The 23,806-nt window shown below is 68.4% G+C and carries 23 protein-coding genes and 1 tRNA gene; 8 read left to right on the top strand and 16 right to left on the bottom strand.

Going from position 1 to position 23,806, the window contains the following annotated elements; genetic code table 11:
- Positions 1-62 precede the first annotated feature (62 nt).
- Positions 63-359 (bottom strand): FAD assembly factor SdhE, encoded by a 297-nt coding sequence (locus MWN34_RS12775; RefSeq protein ID WP_247029673.1) that lies wholly within the window; start codon positions 357-359, stop codon positions 63-65.
- 185 nt (positions 360-544) lie between these two features.
- On the opposite strand from MWN34_RS12775, the gene recG reads away from it, so the two are divergent.
- The 3 genes from recG to mobA are packed head-to-tail and all read left to right on the top strand — an operon-like array spanning position 545 to position 3,717.
- Complete coding sequence (recG, locus tag MWN34_RS12770; protein WP_247029672.1) at positions 545-2,638, top strand: ATP-dependent DNA helicase RecG; 2,094 nt, start codon at positions 545-547, stop codon at positions 2,636-2,638.
- Between the two features lie 35 nt (positions 2,639-2,673).
- Positions 2,674-3,102, top strand: a complete 429-nt coding sequence (locus MWN34_RS12765) for a YbaN family protein (protein WP_247029671.1) — start codon at positions 2,674-2,676, stop codon at positions 3,100-3,102.
- A 3-nt stretch (positions 3,103-3,105) separates the two neighbouring features.
- Entirely contained in the window at positions 3,106-3,717 is a 612-nt protein-coding gene (mobA, locus tag MWN34_RS12760) for a molybdenum cofactor guanylyltransferase MobA (RefSeq protein ID WP_247029670.1), read from the top strand.
- Here mobA and mobB read toward each other — a convergent pair.
- Positions 3,702-4,253, bottom strand: coding sequence for a molybdopterin-guanine dinucleotide biosynthesis protein B (gene mobB / locus MWN34_RS12755; RefSeq protein ID WP_247029669.1), 552 nt, complete (start codon positions 4,251-4,253; stop codon positions 3,702-3,704). The genes mobA and mobB overlap by 16 nt on opposite strands.
- A gap of 98 nt (positions 4,254-4,351) precedes the next feature.
- Here mobB and MWN34_RS12750 point away from each other — a divergent pair, with 98 nt between their 5' ends.
- On the top strand, positions 4,352-4,612 hold the full coding sequence (locus tag MWN34_RS12750; protein ID WP_247029668.1) for a sulfurtransferase TusA family protein: 261 nt from the start codon (positions 4,352-4,354) through the stop codon (positions 4,610-4,612).
- Here MWN34_RS12750 and MWN34_RS12745 read toward each other — a convergent pair.
- From MWN34_RS12745 to MWN34_RS12735, 3 genes are all read right to left on the bottom strand, one after another.
- Entirely contained in the window at positions 4,599-4,853 is a 255-nt protein-coding gene (locus MWN34_RS12745) for a hypothetical protein (RefSeq protein ID WP_247029667.1), read from the bottom strand. The two genes, MWN34_RS12750 and MWN34_RS12745, sit on opposite strands and share 14 nt — an antisense overlap.
- 87 nt (positions 4,854-4,940) lie before the next feature.
- Positions 4,941-5,249 (bottom strand): hypothetical protein, encoded by a 309-nt coding sequence (locus tag MWN34_RS12740; RefSeq protein ID WP_247029666.1) that lies wholly within the window; start codon positions 5,247-5,249, stop codon positions 4,941-4,943.
- 46 nt (positions 5,250-5,295) lie between these two features.
- Positions 5,296-5,371: transfer RNA gene (locus MWN34_RS12735), tRNA-Lys, on the bottom strand.
- A gap of 325 nt (positions 5,372-5,696) precedes the next feature.
- Between MWN34_RS12735 and wrbA the strand changes: the two genes are divergently transcribed.
- Positions 5,697-6,296, top strand: coding sequence for an NAD(P)H:quinone oxidoreductase (wrbA, locus tag MWN34_RS12730; RefSeq protein ID WP_247029665.1), 600 nt, complete (start codon positions 5,697-5,699; stop codon positions 6,294-6,296).
- A 152-nt stretch (positions 6,297-6,448) separates the two neighbouring features.
- On the opposite strand, the gene tgt is transcribed toward wrbA, so the two are convergent.
- The 8 genes from tgt to gyrA form a co-directional block, all read right to left on the bottom strand.
- On the bottom strand, positions 6,449-7,597 hold the full coding sequence (gene tgt, locus MWN34_RS12725; protein ID WP_247029664.1) for a tRNA guanosine(34) transglycosylase Tgt: 1,149 nt from the start codon (positions 7,595-7,597) through the stop codon (positions 6,449-6,451).
- A 44-nt stretch (positions 7,598-7,641) separates the two neighbouring features.
- Positions 7,642-8,724 carry a tRNA preQ1(34) S-adenosylmethionine ribosyltransferase-isomerase QueA gene (queA, locus tag MWN34_RS12720; RefSeq protein WP_247029663.1) on the bottom strand — a complete coding sequence of 361 codons (1,083 nt, stop codon included), beginning with the start codon at positions 8,722-8,724 and terminating at the stop codon, positions 7,642-7,644.
- 214 nt (positions 8,725-8,938) lie between these two features.
- Positions 8,939-9,394: a peptidylprolyl isomerase gene (locus tag MWN34_RS12715; protein ID WP_247029662.1), complete on the bottom strand. Its 456-nt coding sequence runs from the start codon at positions 9,392-9,394 to the stop codon at positions 8,939-8,941.
- A gap of 63 nt (positions 9,395-9,457) precedes the next feature.
- Positions 9,458-10,024 carry a peptidylprolyl isomerase gene (locus MWN34_RS12710; protein WP_425532106.1) on the bottom strand — a complete coding sequence of 189 codons (567 nt, stop codon included), beginning with the start codon at positions 10,022-10,024 and terminating at the stop codon, positions 9,458-9,460.
- Between the two features lie 33 nt (positions 10,025-10,057).
- On the bottom strand, positions 10,058-10,561 hold the full coding sequence (coaD, locus tag MWN34_RS12705) for a pantetheine-phosphate adenylyltransferase (protein WP_247029661.1): 504 nt from the start codon (positions 10,559-10,561) through the stop codon (positions 10,058-10,060).
- A 100-nt stretch (positions 10,562-10,661) separates the two neighbouring features.
- Positions 10,662-11,006 carry a DUF2218 domain-containing protein gene (locus tag MWN34_RS12700; RefSeq protein WP_247029660.1) on the bottom strand — a complete coding sequence of 115 codons (345 nt, stop codon included), beginning with the start codon at positions 11,004-11,006 and terminating at the stop codon, positions 10,662-10,664.
- Positions 11,007-11,168: 162 nt separating this feature from the next.
- On the bottom strand, positions 11,169-11,750 hold the full coding sequence (locus MWN34_RS12695) for an LOG family protein (protein ID WP_247029659.1): 582 nt from the start codon (positions 11,748-11,750) through the stop codon (positions 11,169-11,171).
- 60 nt (positions 11,751-11,810) lie between these two features.
- On the bottom strand, positions 11,811-14,558 hold the full coding sequence (gyrA, locus tag MWN34_RS12690) for a DNA gyrase subunit A (RefSeq protein WP_247029658.1): 2,748 nt from the start codon (positions 14,556-14,558) through the stop codon (positions 11,811-11,813).
- Positions 14,559-15,245: 687 nt separating this feature from the next.
- Here gyrA and MWN34_RS12685 point away from each other — a divergent pair.
- Positions 15,246-15,875, top strand: coding sequence for a MarC family protein (locus MWN34_RS12685; protein WP_247029657.1), 630 nt, complete (start codon positions 15,246-15,248; stop codon positions 15,873-15,875).
- 25 nt (positions 15,876-15,900) lie between these two features.
- Here MWN34_RS12685 and ssb read toward each other — a convergent pair whose 3' ends face one another.
- Positions 15,901-16,494 (bottom strand): single-stranded DNA-binding protein, encoded by a 594-nt coding sequence (gene ssb, locus MWN34_RS12680; RefSeq protein WP_247029656.1) that lies wholly within the window; start codon positions 16,492-16,494, stop codon positions 15,901-15,903.
- A gap of 520 nt (positions 16,495-17,014) precedes the next feature.
- On the opposite strand from ssb, the gene uvrA reads away from it, so the two are divergent.
- Positions 17,015-19,918 carry an excinuclease ABC subunit UvrA gene (uvrA, locus tag MWN34_RS12675; RefSeq protein WP_247029655.1) on the top strand — a complete coding sequence of 968 codons (2,904 nt, stop codon included), beginning with the start codon at positions 17,015-17,017 and terminating at the stop codon, positions 19,916-19,918.
- A gap of 651 nt (positions 19,919-20,569) precedes the next feature.
- Here the strand turns inward: uvrA and MWN34_RS12670 are convergent.
- Positions 20,570-21,691: a COX15/CtaA family protein gene (locus MWN34_RS12670; RefSeq protein ID WP_247029654.1), complete on the bottom strand. Its 1,122-nt coding sequence runs from the start codon at positions 21,689-21,691 to the stop codon at positions 20,570-20,572.
- Between the two features lie 224 nt (positions 21,692-21,915).
- On the opposite strand from MWN34_RS12670, the gene MWN34_RS12665 reads away from it, so the two are divergent.
- Positions 21,916-22,221: a DUF2842 domain-containing protein gene (locus MWN34_RS12665; protein WP_247029653.1), complete on the top strand. Its 306-nt coding sequence runs from the start codon at positions 21,916-21,918 to the stop codon at positions 22,219-22,221.
- Between the two features lie 114 nt (positions 22,222-22,335).
- Here the strand turns inward: MWN34_RS12665 and MWN34_RS12660 are convergent, their stop codons facing one another.
- Positions 22,336-23,799 (bottom strand): Wzz/FepE/Etk N-terminal domain-containing protein, encoded by a 1,464-nt coding sequence (locus MWN34_RS12660; protein WP_247029652.1) that lies wholly within the window; start codon positions 23,797-23,799, stop codon positions 22,336-22,338.
- Between the last annotated feature and the right edge of the window lie 7 nt (positions 23,800-23,806).

Genomic DNA, 23,806 nt, shown 5'->3' with positions numbered 1-23,806 from the left:
AGAAGCGGCGAATCTGCGGAACTTCGCCGGGGCAGGGCAGCAATCGGGTCGGGTAGTGGCGATCAGATTTCCGGCAGCCCCTCGCCCGACAGGTGAAACTGCCGAAAGCGGCGGAACAGTGCCGTATCATGCTCGGCAGGCGGCGTCTGCCCGCCGATCCAGGTGAAAAGATCGGGGTCCTCCACCTCGATCAGCCGCTCGAAATCGGCGACGTCGCCCTCGGGGAGCGTCGGCAGATGGGCGTCGGCGAAGCGGCCCATGAGGAGGTCCATTTCGCGGGTGCCGCGATGCCAGGCGCGAAACAGGATGCGCCGCCGCCTCGGATCGAGCCCCGCGCTGGATATGGTCGTGCCGGTCATATGGGCCTCCGGCCCCGTTTTGGCGAGAACGCGCTGTTTAACGCAGGCCTTCCCGCCTGTCAGCCGCCGCCCGCAGGCAGGGGCGTGGCACAGCCCCGCGCCCGGTGCATGGTGGCGAGCCCAACGGGGAAAGCGCCCCCGCCACCGTTGCGCTCGGCTTCCGGCTCGGCCACCTTGCCTCTCGCATGCGGCCCGAATGTCTCAATCCCTATTTTAGTGCGCTGGCCGATCTTTCCGGCATCGGCCCCAAGATGCTGCGCCCCTTCACCCGCCTGCTCGGCCGGCAGGAAGGCCCGCGCGTGCTGGATCTGCTGTTCCACCTTCCCTCCGGTACCGTGGACCGCCGCAAACGCCCGCTCATCGCCGAGGCCCCGCCCGGCGAGACCGTGACGCTGGAGGTTAAGGTTGGCCAGCACCGTCCCCCGCCCGCGGGAAGCCGGGCGCCCTATCGCGTGCAGGTGCATGACGACAGCGGCGACCTGACGCTGGTCTTCTTCAAGGCCGATCGCGGTTATGTCGAGCGGCTGCTGCCGCCGGGCGAAACCCGCTGGCTTTCCGGCAGGATCGAGCTTTATGACGGCATGCGGCAGATGGCCCATCCCGAGCGCGTGGTCGATGCCGCGGGCTTTGCCAGGCTGCCTTCGGTCGAGCCGGTCTATGCCCTGGTGGAAGGGCTCGGCCAGGGTCATGTGCGGCGCGCCATGGGGGCCGCTCTGGCGCTCGCGGGTCCGCTTCCCGAATGGCAGAGCCCCGGCCGCAACGGCCCCGCCCCCATGCCGTTCGCCGCTGCGCTGACCTCCATCCACCAGCCGGCGGAACCGATCGACGCGACGCCGGGCGGCGCCGGCTGGCGACGCCTTGCCTATGACGAACTGCTCGCCGGCCAGATCGCCCTTGCCCTTGTTCGCGCGTCGAACGTGCGCGGCGTCGGCCGGCCGAGCCATGGCGATGGCCGCCTGACGGCCCGTCTGCGCGCTGCCCTGCCCTTCAGCCTCACCGGCGCGCAGGAGACGGCGCTGGCAGCGATCGCCCGCGACATCGGCTCCGGCGACCGGATGCTGCGCCTGCTGCAGGGCGATGTCGGTTCAGGCAAGACGGTGGTGGCCCTGCTCTCCGCTGCCATCGTCGTCGAGGGCGGGCGGCAGGCGGCGCTGATGGCGCCGACAGAAATCCTCGCCCGCCAGCATCTCAAGACCATCGCCCCCCTCGCTGCCGCTGCCGGCTTGCGTGTGGCCCTGCTGACCGGGCGCGAGAAAGGCCGCGTCCGCGAGGAACTGCTCGGTGCCTTGCGGAGCGGCGCTATCGACATCGTCATCGGCACCCACGCCCTGTTTCAGGAGAGTGTCGATTTTCATGATCTGGCGCTCGCCATCGTCGACGAGCAGCACCGGTTCGGCGTCCACCAGCGTCTCGCGCTGGCTTCCAAGGGCGAGGCGGTCGACGTTCTGGTGATGACTGCAACCCCGATTCCGCGAACGCTGGTGCTCACCTTCTTCGGCGACATGGATGTGAGCGAGCTGCGCGAGAAGCCAGCAGGCCGCACGCCCATCGAGACCCGGGCCGTGTCTTCCGAGCGGATCGGCGAGGTCGTGGAACGGCTGGGCGCGGCCTTGCGCGAGGGGCGCCGCGCCTACTGGATCTGCCCGCTGGTCGAGGAATCGGAAAGCTCCGACCTTGCCGCCGCCGAGGCGCGCCACGACGAGCTGAAGCAGCATTTCGGCGACAGGGTCGGGCTCGTCCACGGCAAGATGAAGGGCGCCGAGAAGGATGCCGCCATGGCAGCTTTCGCCAGCGGCCAAACCCGCCTGCTGGTCGCGACCACGGTTGTCGAGGTAGGTGTCGACGTGCCCGAGGCTTCGATCATGGTCATCGAGCATGCCGAACGCTTCGGCCTTGCCCAGCTTCACCAATTGCGCGGTCGGGTCGGGCGCGGCTCGGTCGCCTCCACCTGCCTGCTCATGTACCGCCCGCCGCTCGGCGAAGTAGCGAAGGCGCGGCTTCAGGCGTTGCGGGATTCGGAAGACGGGTTCTATCTCGCCGAGCAGGATCTGAAGCTGCGCGGCGAAGGTGACGTGCTCGGCACGCGGCAAAGCGGCTTTCCCGGCTTCCGCGTCGCTCGGCCGGAACTGCATGGCGACCTGCTGGAAGCCGCCCGCGCGGAGGCCGCCCGCATCGTGGCCGCGGACCCAGACCTCGTCACCGCCCGCGGGCAGGCGCTGCGCGCCCTGCTCTATGTGTTCGAGCGCGATGTGGCGGTCACGTTGCTCGGCGCAGGGTGACGCAGCGTATTGGCCATGCGATGGACCGGCCTTATATGAGCGACATGATCCCTCCCCCGCCCGCTTCTCTTGCCCGACCCGCCCTGCGCACCCGCTTTGCCAGCGGTCCGTTGCGCTGGGTGATGATCGGCCTCGGCTGGCTCTGCGTTGCGCTGGGCATCATCGGCATTTTCACGCCCATGATGCCGGGAACGGTGTTCCTCATCATCGCGGCGTGGCTGTTCTCGCGCTCATCGCCGCGTTTCGAGACCTGGCTCGTCACTCATCGGCGTCTCGGGCCTTCGGTGGTGGCCTGGCGGCGCAATGGCGCGGTGCCGCGTTGGGCGAAGATCTTCGCGGTCGTCAGCATGGCCTTCAGCTTCGGGCTGCTGGTGGTGATGGGGCTGCCCGTGCTCGTTCTGGCCGGAACGGCGGCCTGCTTCGTGGGCGTCGCGGCCTATCTCATCAGCCGCCCTTCGGCCTGAAGCATGCCAAAGATCGCAGGTCTCATTCTCGCCGGCGGCCTCTCCCGACGCATGGGTGGCGGCGACAAGGGGCTGCTAAGCCTCGGCGGCGTGACCATCCTTGAACGCATCCAGCGGCGGCTGGCGGGCCAGGTTGAAACGCTGCTGCTGAACGCGAATGGCGATGCCGCCCGGTTCGGTGCCGGCATGGCGGTCGTGGTGGATACGCTGCCGGGTCATCCGGGACCGCTCGCGGGGCTGCTTGCGGGCCTCGATCACCTCGCCCGGTATCGGCCCGACATCGAATGGCTGTTGAGCGTACCCTGCGACGCTCCCTTTCTGCCGGCCGATCTCGCCTCTCGTCTGGAAGCCGCTCTAGGCGAAGGGCAAGCGGCGTGCGCAATGTCAGGAGAGCGTTTTCACCCCGTGATAGGACTGTGGAATGTCAGCCTCAGCAGCATGTTGCGAGAGCTTCTTGAAGAAAATGACGAGCGTCGTGCCGGTCGTTTTGCAGCAGAAGCAGGTGCAGAGCGTGTTGCGTGGGCAGTTCAACCCTATGACCCGTTCCTCAACGTGAACACGCCGGACGATATCGCGGCGGCTGAGGCCATCCTCGCGCGCTATCCCTCCGCCTGAACCGGCTCCCGCCATTTCACGCTCTCGATCGGCACCGCGTGACGCAGAACCATGTCGGCAACGGCCTCCGTGTCGTTGAGGTCGATCACCGGGAGGTCGACATCCGAAAGCGCTGCGCTGTCGGCCGATTCATCGCACGCAATCGCCACGATATGCGGATCCTCGGGAAACAGCAGCGGCTTGCCGACTTTCGGGCGGTGGATCTCGATCTTGGGGTGATGGTCGCGCTTGTAGCCTTCGATCAGAACCAGATCGACCGGTGCCAGATGCCCGAGCAATTCCGGCAGGTCGGGCTCCGGTGCATCGCGAAGCTCATGCATCAAGGCCCAGCGCACCGCGGAGGCAACCAGGACCTCCTGGGCGCCGACCATGCGGTGCGTGTGCGAATCCTTGCCGGGCGTATCGACATCGAAGGCGTGGTGCGCGTGCTTGATGGTGGAGACGGTGAGCCCGCGGGCGATGAGCACGGGAATGAGACGGGACAGCAGCGTCGTCTTACCCGCCCCGCTCCACCCGGCAAAACCGATGACCTTCATGCCGCGCACTCCTGCCCGAACCTGTTCCGCAGGTGCCCGCAGCGGCGCGTGGCGTCAAGTGCCTTGTCGCCATTCGATCACTGGCCTAAGCCAGCCGGATGGACGTGATCCACCTCGATCTCAAGGGTTTGAAGTGCCCGCTGCCGGCGCTGCGCACACGACGGGCGCTGGAACGCGCGGCTCCCGGCGACCTCATCGAGGTCGTATGTACCGATCCGATAGCCGCCATCGACATTCCCCATCTGGTTCGCCAGATGGGTGCCGAAATCGAGGCGCAGCAACGGCTTACGCCGGTCGAATCGCGACCGCTGCTGCTGTTCCGCATTCGTGTGGCGGAACATCCCGTCAGTGGTCGATGATGTAGCGCATGAGCATGCCGTAGCCGCCCTCGCCTTCGCCGACCGGCACCTCTTCCCGCGCTTCCTCGGCTGCCGCCTCGACCAGATCGCGCGCGCTTACGTCGAAGCCGCGTGCCGTGAGGAAGTTCACCGCATCCTCGGGCGAGGCGAAGGTGCGAACGGCCTCGGCGAGCACGGCGCTCAGCCCGGTATTGCCGCTGGCGTCCGCCTTCAGGCGCTTCATGTCGCGGTTGCCGTCCATGGAATCCTCCTCGCGTCGATCAGGCCGCGGCGCCGGATGTAGCGCCGCACCGTCAACCGGATCGCAGGGGTCCGGGTTCCCGATCGTCTAGCGCTGCATGGTCGGAATACAGTTCGGGCGGGCGGGCGGACAGGCCGGATCGTCGAGATTGGTGCCGCGCACCGGCGGGTTGGCGCGCGAACCGGGCAGGTTCAGCCGCCGCTCTAGCGAATCGGAAGGCGGCCCGCCGGGCAAGGCACGCTGGCCGAGGCCGCGCAGCGTGGCGCCGTAGGATGGGCTCGTCGCACGCCCCGACCCTTGCTGCCAAAGGCTTTCCGCTTGTGCCGGCAGGTTGGGAAGGAGCAGCGCGAACACGACACCGGCGATGGTGGCAGGAGAGGTGCGCCGCTGCGTCATGGCATCCCTGTCCTGCCGTTTCACGGCGTTGCGGCGGATGATGAGGTGGTGAGCCCGTCGGGATTCGAACCCGAGACCCCATGATTAAAAGTCACGTGCTCTACCGGCTGAGCTACGGGCTCCCGCAGCGGGGGTTAAAGGCTTCCGGCGCTCATGGCAAGGGCCGTGAGAGGAGGCGAGGCGATCGAGGCGTGCATGTGCACATGAGGCAGGCCGATCAGTCGCGTGAGGTGGATGATGAGACCAATGGTTCCAGCCTGCCCGGCCGCGTCGCCGTGCCATCGGGGAACGGCGCACACCCGCATGTGGAGACGTCCATTTTGCAAAATTGCAAACATCCTCTGTTGAACTCACCGCTTTCGGCGCGCATCGGGCGCCGCTAGGTTCTGCGTCGACATCAACCGGGCGGCCGCATGGGCGGCGCCCGCTGCCAGCGGAGCGACGCACATGGCCAAGGTTCTGGTTCTCTATTATTCCGCCTACGGGCACATCGAGGCGATGGCGAACGCAGTCGCCGAGGGCGCGCGCGAGGCCGGCGCCACGGTGGACGTGAAGCGCGTGCCGGAAACGGTGCCGGAGGAGGTGGCGAAGGCGCACCACTTCAAGCTCGACCAGGCGGCGCCGATCGCGACGGTGGACGACCTCAAGAATTACGACGCCATCATCTTCGGCGCCGGCACCCGCTTCGGCACGGTGGCGTCCCAGATGCGCAGCTTCGTCGACCAGACGGGCGGCCTGTGGTTCTCCGGCGCTCTGGTCGGCAAGGTCGGCTCGGTGTTTACGTCGTCGGCCACCCAGCATGGCGGCCAGGAATCCACCATCCTCTCCTTCATTCCCACCCTGCTCCATCACGGCATGGTGGTGGTCGGCCTTCCCTATGCCTTCCAGGGGCAGATGGGGGTCGAGGCGGTGAAGGGCGGCTCACCCTATGGCGCGTCGACCATCACCGATGGCGATGGCAGCCGCATGCCGTCCGAGGTCGAGCTGGACGCCGCCCGCTACCAGGGCAAGCACGTCGCGGGCATCGCCGGCAAGCTGCACGGCTGAGCGGACAGGCAGGACGGCGCAGCCCGGCCCGGACCACCGGGCCGCGCCGTCGGCCTTTCATGAGGATGACGGCCGGGGCGATCCCGGCCGTTTCCATGTGGGATGAGCCGCAGGCCAGCGGCACAGCCGCAGGGCCGCTCGCCCCCGGCCCCTCACCGCGCCGGAATATCGCCCCTCGCCCAGCCTTCCTTGACCGCGGCGCGATAGTCGTCGAACCGGCCCTGCCCGATCGCGGCGCGGGCGCCGGCCATCAGGGTCTGGTAATAGGCGAGGTTCACCCAGGTCAGCAGCATCGAGCCCAGCATCTCGTCGCAGCGGATGAGGTGGTGGAGATAAGCACGCGAATAGTCCCGCGCCGCCGGGCAGTCGCTTTCCTCGTCGAGGGGGCGCGGATCTTCGGCGTGGCGGGCGTTCTTCAGGTTGATCTTGCCGAAACGGGTGAAGGCCAGCGCGTGGCGGCCGGCGCGGGTCGGCATCACGCAGTCGAACATGTCGACGCCCCGCGCCACGCTCTCGATGATGTCGTCCGGCGTGCCCACCCCCATGAGGTAACGCGGCCGGTCGGCCGGCAGGATCGGGTTCACCGTCTCGATCATGCGCAGCATGACCTCTTGCGGCTCGCCGACCGCAAGGCCGCCGATGGAATAGCCGGGGAAGCCGATATCGACAAGCCCGCGCGCTGATTCCACCCGCAATTCGGGATCATCGCCCCCCTGCACGATGCCGAACAGCGCCCGGCCCTTGGGCTGGCTCTCGAAGGCCACCTTCGAACGCTCCGCCCAGCGCAGCGAGAGCCGCAGCGCGCGGGCGATCTCCTCGCGGGTCGCCGGCAGGCGCACGCATTCGTCGAGCTGCATCTGGATGTCGGCACCGAGCAGGCCCTGGATTTCGACCGAACGCTCCGGCGTCAGCTCGAAATAGGCGCCGTCGACATGGGAGCGGAAGGTGACGCCCGTCTCGCTCATCTTGCGCAGGCTCGCCAGCGACATCACCTGGAAGCCGCCGGAATCGGTGAGGATGGGGTGCGGCCAGCGGGCGAAGGCGTGCAGCCCGCCGAGCTTCGCCACCCGCTCCGCACCGGGGCGCAGCATCAGATGATAGGTGTTGCCGAGGATGATGTCGGCGCCCAGCTCGCGCACCTGTTTTGGATACATGCCCTTCACCGTGCCGGCGGTGCCGACCGGCATGAAGGCCGGGGTGCGGATGGCGCCGCGCGGCGTCGAGATCTCGCCGAGGCGGGCGCCGCCGTCGGTGGCCTTCAGGTCGAAGCGGAACTGGTCGGAGCGGGACAGCTCGGTCATGGGGAGAGGCTTTCAGGCAAGACGTTCAGGGCAGCGGCGGGCGTTCACGGCAGCAGCAGGCTCGCATCGCCATAGGAATAGAAGCGGTAACCCTCGGCGATGGCGTGGGCATAGGCCCGCTTCTGGCTCTCATGGCCGATAAAGGCGGCCACCAGCATCACCAGCGTCGAGCGCGGCAGATGGAAATTGGTCAGCATGCCGCCGACCGCGCGGAACCGCACGCCCGGCGTGATGAAGATGTCCGTCTCCCCGCGCCACGCCTTCAGCGTGCCGTCCGGGCCGGCGGCGCTCTCGATGAGCCGCGTCGCGGTGGTACCCACGGTCACGATGCGCCCGCCCGCGGCGCGCGCGGCGTTCAGCGCGGCGGCGGTCTCGTCCGACACCTCGCCCCATTCGGCGTGCATCCTGTGGTCGGTGGTGTCCTGCGCCTTCACCGGCAGGAAGGTGCCCGCGCCCACATGCAGCGTGACCCGATGGGTCGCGATGCCGCGGGCGGCGAGCCGCTCGACCAGTTGAGGGGTGAAATGCAGGCCGGCGGTGGGGGCGGCGACGGAGCCTTCCTCGCGGGCGAACATGGTCTGGTAGTCGGCGCGGTCCTGCGCGTCGTCGGGGCGCTTCGCGGCGATATAGGGCGGCAGCGGAATGTGGCCGACAGTGGCGATCGCCTCGTCCAGCGCGGGACCCGACAGGTCGAAGCGCAACTCCACCTCACCCCCCTCGCCTTTGCTCTCGATCCGCGCATCCAGCCGCCCGAGCAGACAGGCATTGCCCTCGCCGCCAAAGGCGATGCGGTCGCCAACCGCGAGCCGCTTGCCCGGGCGGGCCAGTGCCAGCCAGCGATCAGCGGCGATGCGCTTGTGCAGCATCGCTTCCACCCGCACGCCTTCGCCCTGCGAGGTGTCGCGCCGGCGCACACCGTCGAGACGCGCGGGCACCACGCGGGTATCGTTCACCACCAGCACGTCGCGGGGATCGAGAAGGTCCGGCAGGTCGCGGACATGGGCGTCTGTCAGCTCCGGCGTGCCGAGCGGGCGCACCACCAGCATCCGCGCGGCGTCGCGCGGCGCGACGGGACGCAGGGCGATGCGCTCGGGAGGGAGCTCGAAATCGAAGAGGTCGACACGCATGGGGCTTCAATTCAGGCATTGGAGCGCTTTCCGATCCGGTGACATCCATCGGATCGGAAAGCGCTCGGGATTCAGATAGCGGGCGCGGTTTCCGAACGCGCAACATGCGGGGAAAACGCTCCAGACAGAACGATCCCGGAGACGGCGCGGGCCGCTCCGGGACGGGTCGTCGCGGGGACCGGGCGCAGCGCCCGGTCCGTTCGGCGCAAGACGCTCACGCCGCCATTTTGGCGGAGACGATCTTGTCCGGGTTCACCACCGGCTCGCCGCGCTTGATCTTGTCCACGTTCTCCATGCCCTCGGTGACCTCGCCCCACACGGTGTACTGGCCGTCTAGGAAGGAGGCGTCGCCGAACACGATGAAGAACTGGCTGTCGGCCGAATCCGGGTGCTGGGCGCGGGCCATGGAGACGGCGCCGCGGGTGTGGCGGCCCTTGTTGAACTCCGCCTTCAGGTTCTTGCCCGAGCCGCCGCGGCCGGTGCCGGTGGGATCGCCGGTCTGCGCCATGAAGCCGTCGATGACGCGGTGGAAGACGATGCCGTCATAAAAGCCGCTCTTCACCAGCTCGGTGATGCGGGCGACATGGCCGGGCGCGAGGTCCGGGCGCATGCGGATCTTGACCGGGCCCTGGGTGGTCTCGAGCAGCAGGGTGTTTTCGGCGTCACTCATGGTTTTTCACCTTTCAGCACTGTCTGGGAACGCGCCGCGCGGGCGCGGTTCGAGAGAGGTCGCTCACTTGTCGGCAGCGACCTTCATGGAGATGATCTTGTCCGGGCTGCGGACCGGCTCGCCGCGCTTCAGCTTGTCCACATTCTCCATGCCCGAGACGACCTCGCCGATCACGGTGTACTGGCCGTTCAGGAAGGAGGCGTCGTCGAACACGATGAAGAACTGCGAATTGGCGCTGTCCGGTGAAGACGCGCGAGCCATGCCCACCGTGCCGCGCTTGAAGGGCGTGGCGGAGAACTCTGCTTTCAAGTCCGGATATTGCGAGCCGCCGGTGCCGTTGCCGTACTGGCCGTCGCCGGTCTGGGCCATGAAGCCCTCGATGACGCGATGGAACGGCACGTTGTTGTAGAAGCCGTCGCGGGTAAGCTGCCTGATGCGCTCGGCATGCTTCGGCGCGAGGTCCGGGCGCAGCCGGATGACGACCGGGCCCTTGGTCGTTTCCATCAGGATGGTGTTTTCGGCGTCGGTCTTGGCGCTCTGCGCATCGGCCTTGCCGAGCGGCAGGAAGAACGCCGCGCCCGCCACCAGAAGCGCGGCGACGGCGAGGACGGGGATCAGGCGTCGGAACATGGATCACTCCGTTGGACGGACCGGCCGCGGATTCTAGCGTCGCGCGAGCCGTTCGGTGAGCCGCGCCTTGACCGCGGCCGGCACGAAGGCGGAAACATCCCCGCCCATCGCCGCGATCTGCCGCACGAGCGTGGCGGTGATGGGGCGGGCGATCGGGGATGCGGGCAGAAAGACGGTCTGCACGTCGGGGGCGAGCGTGGCGTTCATACCCGCCATCTGCATTTCATAGTCGAGATCGGTGCCGTCGCGCAGGCCGCGGATGATGAGCTGCGCGCCATGGCGCCGCGCCGCATCCACCACCAGATCGTCGAAGGTCACGCAGTCGAGTTCTGCCCCTTCGCCCGCGGCGATGGGCGCGAAGACCGCGCGCAGCAGCTCCAGCCGCTCGGGCGCGGAGAACAGCGGGGTCTTGCCGGGATGGACGCCGACCGCCACCACCAGCCGGTCGGCCAGCCGGGCCGCGGCGCGCGCCACCTCGACATGGCCGTTGGTCGGCGGGTCGAAGGAGCCGGGATAGAAGGCGATGCGTGCGCTCAAGCGGCTGCCTCTCGGGCGTGGAACCGTGCGGACCGCTTTGACGAAGCGACCTCCCGGATGGTTAGCCGGGCTGGGCCGCAGGCGCAAGCGGCGCGCAGGTTCAGGGCGCAGGTTCAGCCGCGGGCTGCCAGGCGAAGGGCAGCGGCGCCTCGCGGAAGGCGAAGCGGTCGAGATGGCGCTCCACCACGCCCGTCATGCGCTCCAGCACCGCCTGATCGGGTGCCGCAAGCCCGATTTCCAGCCCCTCGCCATCCGCCGCGAGGGTGAGCACCGCATCGTCCGGAAGCACGACGCGTCCGGCCTCGGGGGTGAAGGTCACGTCGAGTTTGTGGCTCCAGTGCTTGCAGAGCTGCTGGAGATAGCGGCTGGCATGGGTGGTCGGCACCCGGCAGCGCAGCGCGCCCGCGGTCGGAAGATTGGTTTCGGCAGGGATGGTCTCAGTCATATGGCTCGCTCCGTTTCGGACACTCGCCCCGGCCGCCACGATATAGGGCCGCATCCAGCCGGGCGCCAGATGCGGGCGTGAGAGATGCCACCTTTCGCGATCAGAACAGCGTTTCGTTCAATGAGTTTGGCCGGAGATGTTCGCAGCCCGCGTGAAGGCGCTTCAGCGCTCCGCGCGGCCGATCCACTTGGTCACGTTCGGTGCGTCATAGTCGCGAAGCTGGCGGAACAGTGCGGCCGGCGTGTCCGCCACCAGCAGCATGTTGCGGTGCTGGGGACGCATGAAGCCTTCGGTCTCGGCATGGTCGAGAAAGGTCAGCAGCCCGTCATAATAGCCGGCGACATTCAGCACCGCGCAGGGCTTGCTGTGGCTGCCGAGCTGGGCCCAGGTCCACACCTCGAACAGTTCTTCCAGCGTGCCCGCGCCGCCCGGCAGGGCCACGAAGGCATCCGCCAGCTCGGCCATCGCCGCCTTGCGCTCATGCATCGAGGCGACGACGCGCAAATCGGCGATGCCGTTGTGGGCGACCTCCTTGTCGACGAGGCGCTGCGGAATGATGCCGATCACCTCGCCGCCCGCCGCCAGCGCCGCATCGGCGAGCGCGCCCATCAGCCCGACCGAGGAGCCGCCATAGACGAGGCCCAGCCCCTCCTGCGCGATCGCCGTGCCGAGCGCGCGGGCGGCCTCGACGTAATCGGGCCGCCGGCCGGGATTGGAGCCGAGAAAGACGCAGATGCGACGCATGATGCAGGACCGTTTCTTGCTTGATGCCCGGCGCGAGGCCGCACCGGGAGCGGCAGACGCTCAGCCTTCGCCAAGCGTCTCCTCGCCCTCCTCTTCGGTCACGCGCTCGACGGAGACCACCTTTTCGTCGGCGGCGGTGTCGAACACGATCACGCCCTGACTGCCGCGCCCGACGATGCGGATGCCGTCCACCGGGCAGCGGATGAGCTGCCCGCCATCGGTCACCAACATGATCTGGTCGCTGTCCTCCACCGGGAAGGAGGCGACCAGCGGGCCGTTGCGCCCGTTCACCGCCATGGCGACGATGCCTTTGCCGCCGCGCCGGGTGGTGCGGTACTCGTAGGACGAGGTGCGCTTGCCGTAGCCGTTTTCCGAGAGAGTAAGGATGAACTGCTCGGCGGCGCTCATCGCGGCATAGTCGATCTCGCCGCTGTCGCCCGAACCGTCGCCCGGCGCGGCCTCGGCATCCTCGATCTCGGCCTCGATCTCCTCGACGCCGCCTTCCCCGCCCGTCTGGCTGCGGCGTACCGCATTGGCCTGCTTGATATATTCGGCGCGCTGCTCGGCGGTCGCCTCGACATGGCGGATGATCGCCATGGAGATGAGGCGGTCGCCGTCCTCGAGCTGGATGCCGCGCACGCCCATTGAATCGCGCCCCTTGAAGACACGCACTTCGGTGGTGGGGAACCGGATGCACTGGCCGCGCGCCGTGGTCAGCAGCACGTCGTCGTCCTCGGTCGAAAGCTGCACGCCGGCGATGGATTCGCCCTCCTCCAGCTTCATCGCGATCTTGCCGTTGCGGTTCACATTGGTGAAGTCCGACAACTCATTGCGCCGTACCGAACCGCTGGTGGTGGCGAACATGATCTGCATGCGCGCCCAGTTCGCCTCATCCTCCGGCAGCGCCATGATGGAGGTGATGCGCTCGTCGGAATCCAGCGGCAGGATGTTGACCAGCGCCTTGCCGCGCGCCTGCGGCGCGGCGATGGGCAGGCGCCACACCTTCAGCTTGTAGACCTGCCCCTTGGAGGAGAAGAACAGCACCGGGGTGTGGGTGGAGGCAACGAACAGGCGGGTGACGAAATCCTCGTCGCGGGTCTGCATCGCGGAGCGGCCCTTGCCGCCGCGCCGCTGCGCCCGGTAGGTGGAGAGCGGCACCCGCTTCACATAGCCGGCATGGGACACGGTGACGACCATGTCCTCGCGGGCGATCAGGTCTTCGTCGTCGAAATCGCCCTCGGCTTCCGCGATCTCGGTGCGGCGCGGGGTGCCGAACTGCTCCTTGACCGCGAGCATCTCGTCCTTCGCGATCTGCCGCACGCGGGCGCGGCTGGCCAGGATGTCGAGATATTCCTTGATCTCGGCGGCGATGGTGTCGAGCTCGTCGGCGATCTCGTCGCGGCCGAGCGCGGTGAGGCGCTGCAGGCGCAGATCGAGAATGGCGCGGGCCTGCTCGGCGGAGAGCCGATAGGTGCCGTCTTCCTCCAGCCGGTGGCGCGGATCGTCGATCAGCGCGATCAGCGGGGCGACGTCGAGCGCCGGCCAGCGGCGGGTCATCAGCTCGTCGCGCGCGGTCTGCGGGTCGGGCGCGGCGCGGATGGTGCGGATCACCTCGTCGATATTGGCGACCGCGATGGCGAGGCCGACCAACACATGCGCCCGGTCGCGTGCCTTGCGCAGCAGGAACTTGGTGCGCCGGGTGATCACCTCTTCGCGGAAGGCGATGAAGGCGCTGAGCAGGTCGTGCAGCGTCATCACCGCCGGGCGTCCGCCGTTCAGCGCCACCATGTTGGCGCCGAAGGAGGTCTGCAGCGAGGTCTGGCGGTAGAGATTGTTCAGCACGACGTCGGCCTGGGCGTCGCGCTTCACCTCGATGACCACGCGCAGGCCCTCGCGCGAGGACTCGTCGCGGATCTCGGCGATGCCCTCGATGCGCTTCTCGCGCACCAGCTCGGCCATGCGCTCGATCATCGTCGCCTTGTTCACCTGATAGGGAATCTCGGTGACGATGATGGCGTCGCGGTCCTTGCGGATCTCCTCGATGGTGGCGCGCGCGCGCATCACGATGGAACCGCGGCCGGTAAGATAGGCTTGGCGGATGCCGGCGCGGCCGAGTATGAGCGCCCCGGTGGGGAAATCCGGGCCGGGAACGAGGTCGAGCAGCCGCTCAATCTCCATGTCCGGCTCGTCGATCAGCGCGATGGCGGCGTCGATCACCTCGGCGAGATTGTGCGGCGGGATGTTGGTGGCCATGCCGACCGCGATACCGCCGGCGCCGTTGACCAGGAGGTTCGGGAAGCGGGCGGGGAGCACGGTCGGCTCCTGCTCGCGCCCGTCATAGTTCTCCTGGAAATCGACGGTGTCCTTGTCGAGGTCGTCCAGCAGCGGCATGGCCGGGCGGGCGAGGCGCACCTCGGTGTAGCGCTCGGCCGCGGGCGGATCGCCGTCGATGGAGCCGAAATTTCCCTGCCCGTCGATCAGCGGCAGGCGCATCGAAAAGTCCTGCGCCAGACGCACCAGCGCGTCATAGATCGCCTGATTGCCGTGCGGATGGTACTTGCCCATCGTGTCGCCGGTGACGCGGGCCGATTTGTTGTAGGCGCGGTCCGGCGTGTAGTTGTTCTCGCTCATCGAGAACAGGATGCGCCGGTGCACAGGCTTCAGCCCGTCCCGCGCATCCGGCAGGGCGCGCGAGACGATGACGCTCATCGCGTAATCGAGATAGCTGCGCGACAGCTCGTCGGTGATGTTGACGGGCCGGATGTCGGAGGGAGAGCTGTCCCCGGGCTTCTTATCGGAATCGGACAAGGATCAGTCTTTTCGTTCAGAGGAAGCGAGCGCTTCCTTTAGCCGATTCCGCGTTCCAAGGCCAGCGCGCGGCCGCCACGGGCGTGTTTAAAAGGCATGATATATCAATGTCTTACACGGCACGATTGAGGCGATGCCGGAAACATGGCCGAAGCGTGGCGAAAGTAGCATTCAGATACCGCGTGTCAGTCGACGCGAAAGGTCGCACGAGGCGCGAAGGACGCAGCGACGAAGCTGCGTGCGAAACCCCGGGAAGCGTCGCCGGCGGGCGGCCGGAAACGAGCGGAGCCGCCAGCCTCGGGCATGGGCTGGCCGGACCGTCTGAACGACACGCCCGGTTTCGCGCACTGGGATCGAGCCGCAGGCCCTGATGGCGCGGTCCGGCACGCTGCGGGACCGGCGCACGCGCGCTGCCCGACCGCTCGGAACGGCATGGCAATCCGGCGATGGCAAGCCCCGTCAGGGCGTGCCGCCCCCGAGGCAGCGGCCATACGCCGGCCTGCGGTAGCCTCGTAGGCCTTCGCGGCAAAAGCGTCCAGAGCATTTTCGAGCGAAGCGAATACCGGTTCGCGTGAAGAAAATGCGACCAGTCAATACGTTAGAGCCATTCATCGATTCCGTGAAACGATGAATGGCTCTAGGATCGAACCGCGACGCCGCGCGGGCGGGCGTATCATGAGGCAGAGCATGCTCGACTACTTTCTCTCGGCCGCGATCACCATGTTGGTGATCCTCGATCCGATCGGGCTTGCTCCGCTGTTTCTCGGCGTCACCGCCGGGCTTTCGCGCGAGGAGCGGCGGAGCGTCGCGATCCGGGCCTCGCTGATCGCGCTCGGCATTCTGGTGCTGTTCGGGGCGGTCGGCGCGCCTCTGCTGGGAGCGCTGGGCATTACTCTTCCCGCCTTCCGCATCGCCGGCGGGTTGCTGCTCTTCGCCATTTCCTTCGAGATGGTGTTCGGCCGGCGCACCGAGCGCGAGACCGACGGGGTGGAAAGTTCCGCCCGCGAGCACCGGTTGCGGCACCTTTCGGTGTTCCCGCTCGCCATCCCGCTGATGGCAGGGCCCGGCGCGATCACCGCCGTGATGCTGCTCGCCGGCGAGGCGAAGGGCGACCCCGCCCGCCTCGCCATGCTGCTCGCCATCACCTGCGCGGTGATCGGCATGTGCCTTGCGGTCTATCTCGCCGCCGGATGGACCAATCGGCTGCTGGGTGTCACCGGCAACGCCATCCTCACCAAACTGCTCGGCGTGGTGCTGACGGCGCTGGCGGTGCAGTTCGTCATCGACGGCATCCGCGCCGCCTTCCTAGTCGGCTGAACATGCCGGAGCCCGGAGACGCGCCTCAGAACGGGATGTCGTCGTCGAACTCTCCGCCGCTACCACCGCCACTGCCGCCCCCGAAGCCACCGCCGCCCGAGCGCCCGCCGCCGCCGGAGGCCGGCGCCGGACGGCGCTCGCCTCCCCCGCCTCCGCCGGAGCGCCCGCCACCGAAGCCGCCGCCACCACCACCGCCGAAGCCCGTGCCGCCGGAACCGAAATCCGAACCAGAGGAGGAGAAGTCGTCACCGCCGCCTTCGCCGGAATTACGACTGTCGAGAATGGTCAACTCGCCGCGGAACGGACGCAGCACAACTTCCGTGAAATAGCGCTCGCCACCATTCTGGTCGGTCGCCTTGCGCGTCTCGAGCTGGCCTTCGATATAAACCTTCGAACCCTTGCGCAGATACTGCTCGGCGACGCGCAGCAGATTCTCGTTGAAGATCACCACGCTGTGCCACTCGGTGCGTTCCTTGCGCTCGCCCGAGGCCTTGTCGCGCCACGTCTCCGAGGTCGCGAGGCGCAGATTGCACACGCGCCCGCCATTCTGAAAGGTCCGCACCTCCGGGTCGCGGCCGAGATTGCCGACCAGGATCACCTTGTTGACGCTGCCCGCCATCCCGCTCTTCCTTCCGTCCCTGCGCCCGCCGGGGGCGCGATCAAGCTGCGATCCTAGCCCACCCGCCTGCCGCGGTCACATCCGCGCGCTATGCTTGTCCACACGCACGTCGCCGAGGGGCAAAGGCGGAGAATGGGGGGCAAGAAAGTTCTTGTTTTGTTCCTAACACGCTCCTAGGGTCCCCGCAAGGCTCGCGCACATTCGGCGAAGCGGCGGCCGGACGGGGTGACGGACCGGCCTGTCGTCACTATCTTGGAGGGCGGAATGAGGAGAGCGTTCGATGAACCGGCCTCGCTGACGAGGCGGCGCCGGGCTCGTGGTGGTGTTCCGCAGCCCCGCAATGTCGCGGGGTTTGCCTTGCCGATGGCTCTTCTCATGGCCGGCGTGGTCGCAAGCCTTGCCGGCATCGCCGCTTGTCTCGAACAGTTCGGCGCCCTGCCCTGAGCGTACCGGCCGATGCGGCCGGCCTCTCATGCGAGGCCCGTTTCCCGTAAAGCCCAAGGATGCCGGAAGCCCGAGGATGAAGGACCGCGTGGAGAGCTCCCGCCGCGACGCCCGCGTGATTTCGATCCGCGGCGCGCGGGAGCACAATCTGAAGAATGTGGATCTGGAGATCCCACGTGACAGCCTCGTCGTGTTCACCGGCCCGTCCGGCTCCGGCAAGTCCTCTCTCGCCTTCGACACCATCTATGCCGAGGGCCAGCGCCGCTATGTGGAAAGCCTGTCCGCCTATGCGCGCCAGTTCCTGGAGATGATGCAGAAGCCCGATGTCGACCAGATCGACGGGCTTTCCCCCGCCATCTCCATCGAACAGAAGACCACCTCCAAGAACCCGCGCTCCACGGTCGGCACCGTCACCGAGATCTACGACTATATGCGCCTGCTCTGGGCGCGCATCGGCGTGCCCTATTCGCCGGCCACCGGCCTGCCGATCGAGAGCCAGACGGTCAGCCAGATGGTCGACCGCACGCTCGCCTTGCCCGAGAAGACGCGCCTGTTCCTGCTCGCCCCCGTGGTGCGCGGGCGCAAGGGCGAATACCGCAAGGAGCTTGCCGAGTTCCAGAAGAAGGGCTTCCAGCGCGTCCGGATCGACGGCGCCTATCACGAGATCGCGGAAGCCCCGGCGCTCGACAAGAAGCTGAAGCACGACATCGACGTGGTGGTGGATCGTCTCGTGGTGCGGCCGGACATGGCCGGGCGGCTGGCGGATTCGCTGGAAACCGCGCTCGGCCTTGCCGACGGAATCGCGGTTCTGGAATATGCCGACGAGACCGAGGCCGACGGCACCCCGAAGCGGGTGATTTTTTCGGAGAAGTTCGCCTGCCCGGTCTCCGGCTTCACCATTTCCGAGATCGAGCCGCGGCTGTTCTCCTTCAACAACCCGTTCGGCGCCTGCCCGGTCTGCGACGGGCTGGGCCATGAAAGCAAGATCGACCCCAACCTCGTGGTGCCGGACGCCACGCGCTCGCTGAAGCAGGGCGCGCTGGCGCCGTGGGCGAAGTCCTCGTCGCCCTATTACGGGCAGACGCTGGACGCCCTCGCCCGTCATTATGGCTTCAAGCTGACCACACCCTGGGCCGATCTTCCAGCGAGCGCGCAGATGATCATCCTGCACGGTTCGGGTGCGGAGAAGATCCGCTTCATCTATGACGACGGCATGCGCGCCTACGAGACCGCGAAGACCTTCGAGGGCATCATCACCAATCTCGAGCGGCGCTGGCGCGAGACCGACAGCGACTGGGCGCGCGAGGAGATCGGCAAATATTTCTCGCCCGTGCCCTGCGCAGCGTGCGGCGGCTACCGGCTGAAGCCCGAAGCGCTGGCGGTGAAGATCGCCGGGCGCCATATCGGCGAGGCCGCGCAGCTTTCGGTGCGCCACGCGCTCGCCTGGTTCGCCGCGCTGCCGGAAAGCTTCACCGAGAAGCAGAACGAAATCGCGCTGCGAATCCTGAAGGAGATCCGCGAGCGGCTCGCCTTCCTGCTCGATGTCGGGCTGGACTATCTCACCTTGTCGCGCGCGTCCGGCACGCTGTCCGGAGGAGAGAGCCAGCGCATCCGGCTCGCCTCGCAGATCGGCTCGGGGTTGACCGGGGTGCTCTATGTGCTGGACGAGCCGTCCATCGGCCTGCACCAGCGCGACAATGAACGCCTGCTCGGCACGCTGCGCCGGCTGCGCGACCTCGGCAACACGGTCATCGTGGTGGAGCATGACGAGGATGCCATCCTCGCCGCGGACTATGTGGTGGATGTCGGCCCCGGCGCGGGCGTGCATGGCGGGCAGATCGTGGCCCAGGGTACGCCGGGCGAGATTCTCGCCGACCCGCATTCGCTCACCGGCAGATATCTCACCGGCGCTCTCGCCGTGCCGGTGCCCAAGCGCCGCAAGCCGAACGCCAAGCGCATGCTGAAGCTGGTGGGCGCGCGCGGCAACAACCTCAAGAACGTCACCGCCGAAGTGCCGCTCGGCCTGTTCACCGCGGTCACCGGCGTTTCGGGCGGCGGCAAGTCGACGCTGCTGCTCGACACACTCTACAAGGCCGTGGCACGCCGGCTGAACGGCGCCTTCGACCCGCCCGCCCCCTTCGACCGGCTGGAGGGGCTGGAGCAGCTCGACAAGGTGATCGACATCGACCAGTCGCCGATCGGGCGCACCCCGCGCTCCAACCCGGCGACCTATACGGGCGCCTTCACCCCGATCCGCGAATGGTTCGCCGGCCTGCCGGAGGCCAAGGCGCGCGGCTACGGGCCGGGCCGGTTCTCCTTCAATGTGAAGGGCGGGCGCTGCGAGGCGTGCCAGGGCGACGGCGTCATCAAGATCGAGATGCACTTCCTGCCCGACGTCTACGTCACCTGCGATGTCTGCAAGGGCAAGCGCTACAACCGCGAGACCCTGGAGGTCGCCTTCAAGAACAAGTCCATCGCCGACGTGCTCGACATGACGGTCGACGAGGGGGCGGAGTTCTTCAAGGCGGTGCCGGCGGTGCGCGAGAAGCTGGAGACGCTGTCGCGCGTGGGGCTCGGCTACATCAAGGTCGGCCAGCAGGCCAACACCCTGTCGGGCGGTGAGGCGCAGCGGGTGAAGCTCTCCAAGGAGCTGTCGCGCCGCGCCACCGGTCGCACGCTCTACATCCTCGACGAGCCGACCACGGGCCTGCACTTCCACGATGTCGCCAAGCTCATGGAGGTGCTGCACGAGCTGGTCGAGCAGGGCAACACGGTGGTGGTGATCGAGCACAATCTCGAGGTCATCAAGACCGCGGACTGGGTGATCGACCTCGGGCCGCAGGGCGGAGACGGTGGCGGCGAGATCGTCGCGGTCGGCACGCCGGAGCAGGTGGCGAAGGAGCCCCGGAGCCACACCGGCCGCTTCCTCGCCGACGTCCTCGCACGCCGTCCGTTGAAGCCGCGCACCGCCGCGGAGTGACGGCTGGGGGCGGATGCCGGGCCGCTGCGATCGGCGACCACCGCAGGCGGCAAGGGTGCCTCTCGGAGAGACGACCGGCGCAGGCGAGGAGCGCGCGGCGTGGTACCATTATGCGGCGTCGTCTGGCCGTGAGTCGCCGTCTTTTTCAGCCGGAGGATGGGGCGGACCACAAGGCGGGACGGCACATCCGCCGGGGTGCAGAGCGCCGTCATCGTCGAGCGTTGTCATCCTGGCGGACCGTCATCCCGGCCGGAGGCGGAGCCGGTAGCGTCTGACGGGACAGGTGGGGGTAGCCGGCGGGATGCGATCCGGGATCGGCTTTCCGCCGGCCGGGATGACACCTTGCCTGCGCCCCTGGAGACGAAACCGCGTGTGATCATCAGGCCGGATGCGAGCACCCGGCGAGGCTGTGCCCGGATCCAGATGGGCGGGCCGGCCCGCATGGCTTTCGGCCGACATCCGTGCCCGGCATCCGTGCCTCGCCCCCGCCCAGCGCGCCGCCCGGCGCGGATAGGAGGGCATCGGCTACGCAGGGCCTGCGCACCGCGCCCTTGAAGCATTTTCGAGCGTAATGGCAACCGGTTCGCGTGAAAAATGCGATCCGTCAGTACGTTGGAGCCGTTCATCGATTCCGTGAAACGATGAACGGCTCTAATCGCCGGCCATCCGCCCCGCCAACCCGCAACCCGCAACCCGCCAAGCCTGCCGCAGCCGCACGGCGTGGGCGGTCACGGCGATCAGCACCAGCGTCGCGCAGAACTGGTGCGCCAGCGCGATATCGATCGGCACGTGGTTGATCAGGGTGAGGATGCCGAGCAGCGCCTGCACGCTTACGAGCGCGAAGAGATGCAGCGCCCGCTTTCCGGCGCCGGGAACGCCCCACAGGTCGAGGGCATGCAGCAGGGTCAGCATCCATAGCGCATAGGCCGTCATGCGGTGGTCGAACTGCACGGTGAGCACGTTCTCGAAGGCGTTGCGCCAGGCCGGGTCCATCACCAGCAGGTTTTCCAGCGGCGGCACCAGATGCCCGTCCATCAGCGGCCAGGTGGTGTAGGTGAGCCCGGCATCGAGCCCGGCGACGAGTCCGCCGAGGAAGATCTGCAGCAGCACCACCCCGATCAGCCCGCCCGCCACCAGCCGGGCGCGGCGCGGCGCGGCCGGCTCGCCGTCGGGCGGCGCGCGCAGCGAGGTCGCGACCGCGATGGTGGCGGCGAGGATCAGGCAGGCGAAGGTGAGGTGGATGGCGAGCCGGTACTGGCTCACCGAGGTGCGGTTCACCAGGCCGGACGCCACCATCCACCAGCCGATGGCGCCCTGCATGCCGCCCAGCAGGAACAGCCCCCCAAGCTTCCAGCCGAGCGCCCGGTCGATCAGGCCCCGCCACAGGAAGACGAGGAAGGGCAGCAGGAACACGAAGCCGATCAGCCGGCCGAGCAGGCGGTGCGCCCACTCCCACCAGAAGATGTATTTGAACTCGGACAGGCTCATCCCGCGATTGAGCTGGGTGTATTGCGGGATCTGCTGGTATTTCTCGAATTCCGCCTGCCACGCCGCCTCGCCCAGCGGGGGCAGCATACCGGTGACGGGTTTCCACTCGGTGATGGAGAGGCCGGATTCGGTAAGGCGCGTGGCGCCGCCAACCACCACCATCAGCACGATCAGCGCCGCGACGGCGTAGAGCCACAGCCGCACCGGACGCAGCCGCCCACTGCGCGCCGCGCCGGCGCCCGTAAGGCCCGCATGACCGGTGGAGGTGAGATCGACGCTCGGCATCCCGTTTTCCCTCGCCGCTCGCGCGGCCTGTTCCTGCCCTTTCCCCGAGCGTGCGGCGATGTCCGGCTCGCCGCGCCTGCCTCGGGTCGTCCCGCCTCGGCGTGCGCCTTGCTTCCGTCGGGACGCCGCGAGCGATATAGAGGCCCCGCCTGCGGTGCAACCGGACCAAATGTCCCGTGCCGCAACGCCAGCCGCAACGTCTGTCACGCGATCGGGATGCGCCCATGCCGTCGAACCGCCCCTCCCCGCCCGACAGCGCGCCACCGCGCGGCCTCCCGCCGCAGATGCCTTCCCAGGAACAGCGCGGCCTCTCGCCGCGTTTGCGGAAGTTCATCGGCACGGTGATCCTGGTGGTGCTGGTCATCGTCTGGGCGCTCGGCACCATGGGGCTGGCACAGGGGCGCGTCACCACGCTGGGCGCGGGCTGGCAGTTCCTTGCCTATCTGGTGCTCGGTCTCGGCTGGATCGTGCCGGCCGGCATCGTCATTCGCTGGATGGTGCGCTTCGACCGGCGGCCGGAGACGCTCTGAACAGTCCGCTCCCGAGAGCCATTCATCGTTTCACGGAATCGATGAATGGCTCCAGTTTATTGACCGGTCGCGTTTTCTTCACGCGAACCGGCATCCACTTCGTTCCGAAATGCTCTACGCCGCGAGCGGAAGGCCGGGCGGGGCCGGGAAGGCGACCAGCGCGATGGCACCGAAGCCCCGCGCGGCGAGCGCGTCGAACGCCTCGACCGCATGCGTCTCGGCGTCGGATTCGGCCGTGTCCTCCGCCATCACCAGAACCACGGTCGGCCGCAGCGCCGCGAGCCGTGCCGCGCCTTCCGCGTGGCCGATGGGCGGTGCCGCCACCACGACGTGGTCATAGGTCTGCGCCAGCGTGCCGAGGATCAGCGTCAGGCGGTCGGCATCCACCAGCGTCGTCGCCTCGCGCACGCCGCGGCCGAGCGGGATGACATGGCAGCGCGAGGCGGATTCACGCTGCACGACCTCGGAAAAGCTGGCGACCCCGAACAGAAGGTCGGTCAGACCCGGCGCGCGCGGGTCGGGCACGAGCTGGTCGAGCCCGAGCGCCCCGGTGTCGAGGCTCACCAGCGCCACCCGACGTTCCGCCGCCAGATCGCGGGCGAGGCGCAGTGCGCAGGCCCCCGTCGCGCCATCGGCGACAACGCCGGTGACGAGCACCAGACGGGCATCATCGCCGCGTCGCTCCAGCATGCGGGCAAGGTCGCCGACGCAGGAGGGCGCGGAGACGGAGGACCACGCCGCGGCCTCGCTTTGGCTGGCCGGCCGGGCGGCGGGGCGTTCGCTGCCCGCCCCGATCCACGGCAAATGCCGCAGCGCGCGACGCTCGCTGCGCAGCTGCATCGGATCGGGCGCGAAGGCCGGCTCGCCGCGCGAGGGCTCCACGCGGCGGCGCCCGCGCAGCAGGACGACGGCAAGGCTCACGACAAGGCCGGAAAGGCCGGAGCCGATCAGGAGAACCGCCGGACGCGGATAGCGGGGCGCGACGGCCGGGTCGGCCCGCGCCACCAGCCGCACCTGCCCGCCCGGCGCAGCGGTGCCGCGATCGGACAGCGCGTCGAGCGAGGCCTGCTGCCGGAGCAGATAGGTATCGGCGAAGGCATTGGCGATCTCCGCCGCGAGCCTCGGCCCGCTGGCGGCATAGTCGACGGCGATGAGATAAGAGCCGTCAACCGGGTGGATGTCGAGTCCGCCGAGCACGATTTCGAGCGCCGCTTCCTCCGAACCGCCGAAGCCCGGTCGTTCGCCGAGGCGCAGTTCGCGCACCACCTGGCGCGCAAGATCGCGTGAACCCATCACCTGCAGGCGGCCGCGCAGTTGCCCGGCATCGGCACGGGTGGAGCCGGTTTCCAGCAGCAGGCGGGTCGAGGCGGTGTAGCGCGGCGGGATCACGCCCAGCACGCCGGCGCCGATCAGCGAGCCCGCAAGCGTACCGGCGAGAAGGACGGCGCGCTTGCGCCAGAGCCGGCGGAGCAGGCGCCCGCAGGCATTCGACGCCCGGTGCAGCCGGCCCGTCTCACCGGCCGCCGGGACAGACGCGCCCTCACCGGCCGGACTGTGCCGGGAGGTTTCAGCAGCCATGCTCGAC

It is taken from the genome of Ancylobacter crimeensis, assembly GCF_023016805.1.
Classification (GTDB): domain Bacteria; phylum Pseudomonadota; class Alphaproteobacteria; order Rhizobiales; family Xanthobacteraceae; genus Ancylobacter; species Ancylobacter crimeensis.
Note: the sequence above shows the minus strand (reverse complement) of the source record. Positions and strands in the feature narration are given on the sequence as shown.

Excerpts from the sequence above, each read along its gene's own strand:
- MWN34_RS12715 (WP_247029662.1), bottom strand. The coding sequence starts at position 9,394 with ATGAGTGACGCCGAAAACACCCTGCTGCTCGAGACCACCCAGGGCCCG.
- mobA (WP_247029670.1), top strand. The coding sequence starts at position 3,106 with ATGCCAAAGATCGCAGGTCTCATTCTCGCCGGCGGCCTCTCCCGACGC.
- MWN34_RS12775 (WP_247029673.1), bottom strand. The coding sequence starts at position 359 with ATGACCGGCACGACCATATCCAGCGCGGGGCTCGATCCGAGGCGGCGG.
- MWN34_RS12710 (WP_425532106.1), bottom strand. The coding sequence starts at position 10,024 with ATGTTCCGACGCCTGATCCCCGTCCTCGCCGTCGCCGCGCTTCTGGTG.
- MWN34_RS12665 (WP_247029653.1), top strand. The coding sequence starts at position 21,916 with ATGCCGTCGAACCGCCCCTCCCCGCCCGACAGCGCGCCACCGCGCGGC.
- MWN34_RS12750 (WP_247029668.1), top strand. The coding sequence starts at position 4,352 with ATGGACGTGATCCACCTCGATCTCAAGGGTTTGAAGTGCCCGCTGCCG.
- MWN34_RS12695 (WP_247029659.1), bottom strand. The coding sequence starts at position 11,750 with ATGCGTCGCATCTGCGTCTTTCTCGGCTCCAATCCCGGCCGGCGGCCC.
- MWN34_RS12740 (WP_247029666.1), bottom strand. The coding sequence starts at position 5,249 with ATGACGCAGCGGCGCACCTCTCCTGCCACCATCGCCGGTGTCGTGTTC.
- MWN34_RS12765 (WP_247029671.1), top strand. The coding sequence starts at position 2,674 with ATGAGCGACATGATCCCTCCCCCGCCCGCTTCTCTTGCCCGACCCGCC.
- MWN34_RS12700 (WP_247029660.1), bottom strand. The coding sequence starts at position 11,006 with ATGACTGAGACCATCCCTGCCGAAACCAATCTTCCGACCGCGGGCGCG.
- mobB (WP_247029669.1), bottom strand. The coding sequence starts at position 4,253 with ATGAAGGTCATCGGTTTTGCCGGGTGGAGCGGGGCGGGTAAGACGACG.
- MWN34_RS12745 (WP_247029667.1), bottom strand. The coding sequence starts at position 4,853 with ATGGACGGCAACCGCGACATGAAGCGCCTGAAGGCGGACGCCAGCGGC.
- recG (WP_247029672.1), top strand. The coding sequence starts at position 545 with ATGCGGCCCGAATGTCTCAATCCCTATTTTAGTGCGCTGGCCGATCTT.
- MWN34_RS12660 (WP_247029652.1), bottom strand. The coding sequence starts at position 23,799 with ATGGCTGCTGAAACCTCCCGGCACAGTCCGGCCGGTGAGGGCGCGTCT.
- uvrA (WP_247029655.1), top strand. The coding sequence starts at position 17,015 with ATGAAGGACCGCGTGGAGAGCTCCCGCCGCGACGCCCGCGTGATTTCG.
- wrbA (WP_247029665.1), top strand. The coding sequence starts at position 5,697 with ATGGCCAAGGTTCTGGTTCTCTATTATTCCGCCTACGGGCACATCGAG.
- ssb (WP_247029656.1), bottom strand. The coding sequence starts at position 16,494 with ATGGCGGGCAGCGTCAACAAGGTGATCCTGGTCGGCAATCTCGGCCGC.
- MWN34_RS12670 (WP_247029654.1), bottom strand. The coding sequence starts at position 21,691 with ATGCCGAGCGTCGATCTCACCTCCACCGGTCATGCGGGCCTTACGGGC.
- tgt (WP_247029664.1), bottom strand. The coding sequence starts at position 7,597 with ATGACCGAGCTGTCCCGCTCCGACCAGTTCCGCTTCGACCTGAAGGCC.
- queA (WP_247029663.1), bottom strand. The coding sequence starts at position 8,724 with ATGCGTGTCGACCTCTTCGATTTCGAGCTCCCTCCCGAGCGCATCGCC.
- MWN34_RS12685 (WP_247029657.1), top strand. The coding sequence starts at position 15,246 with ATGCTCGACTACTTTCTCTCGGCCGCGATCACCATGTTGGTGATCCTC.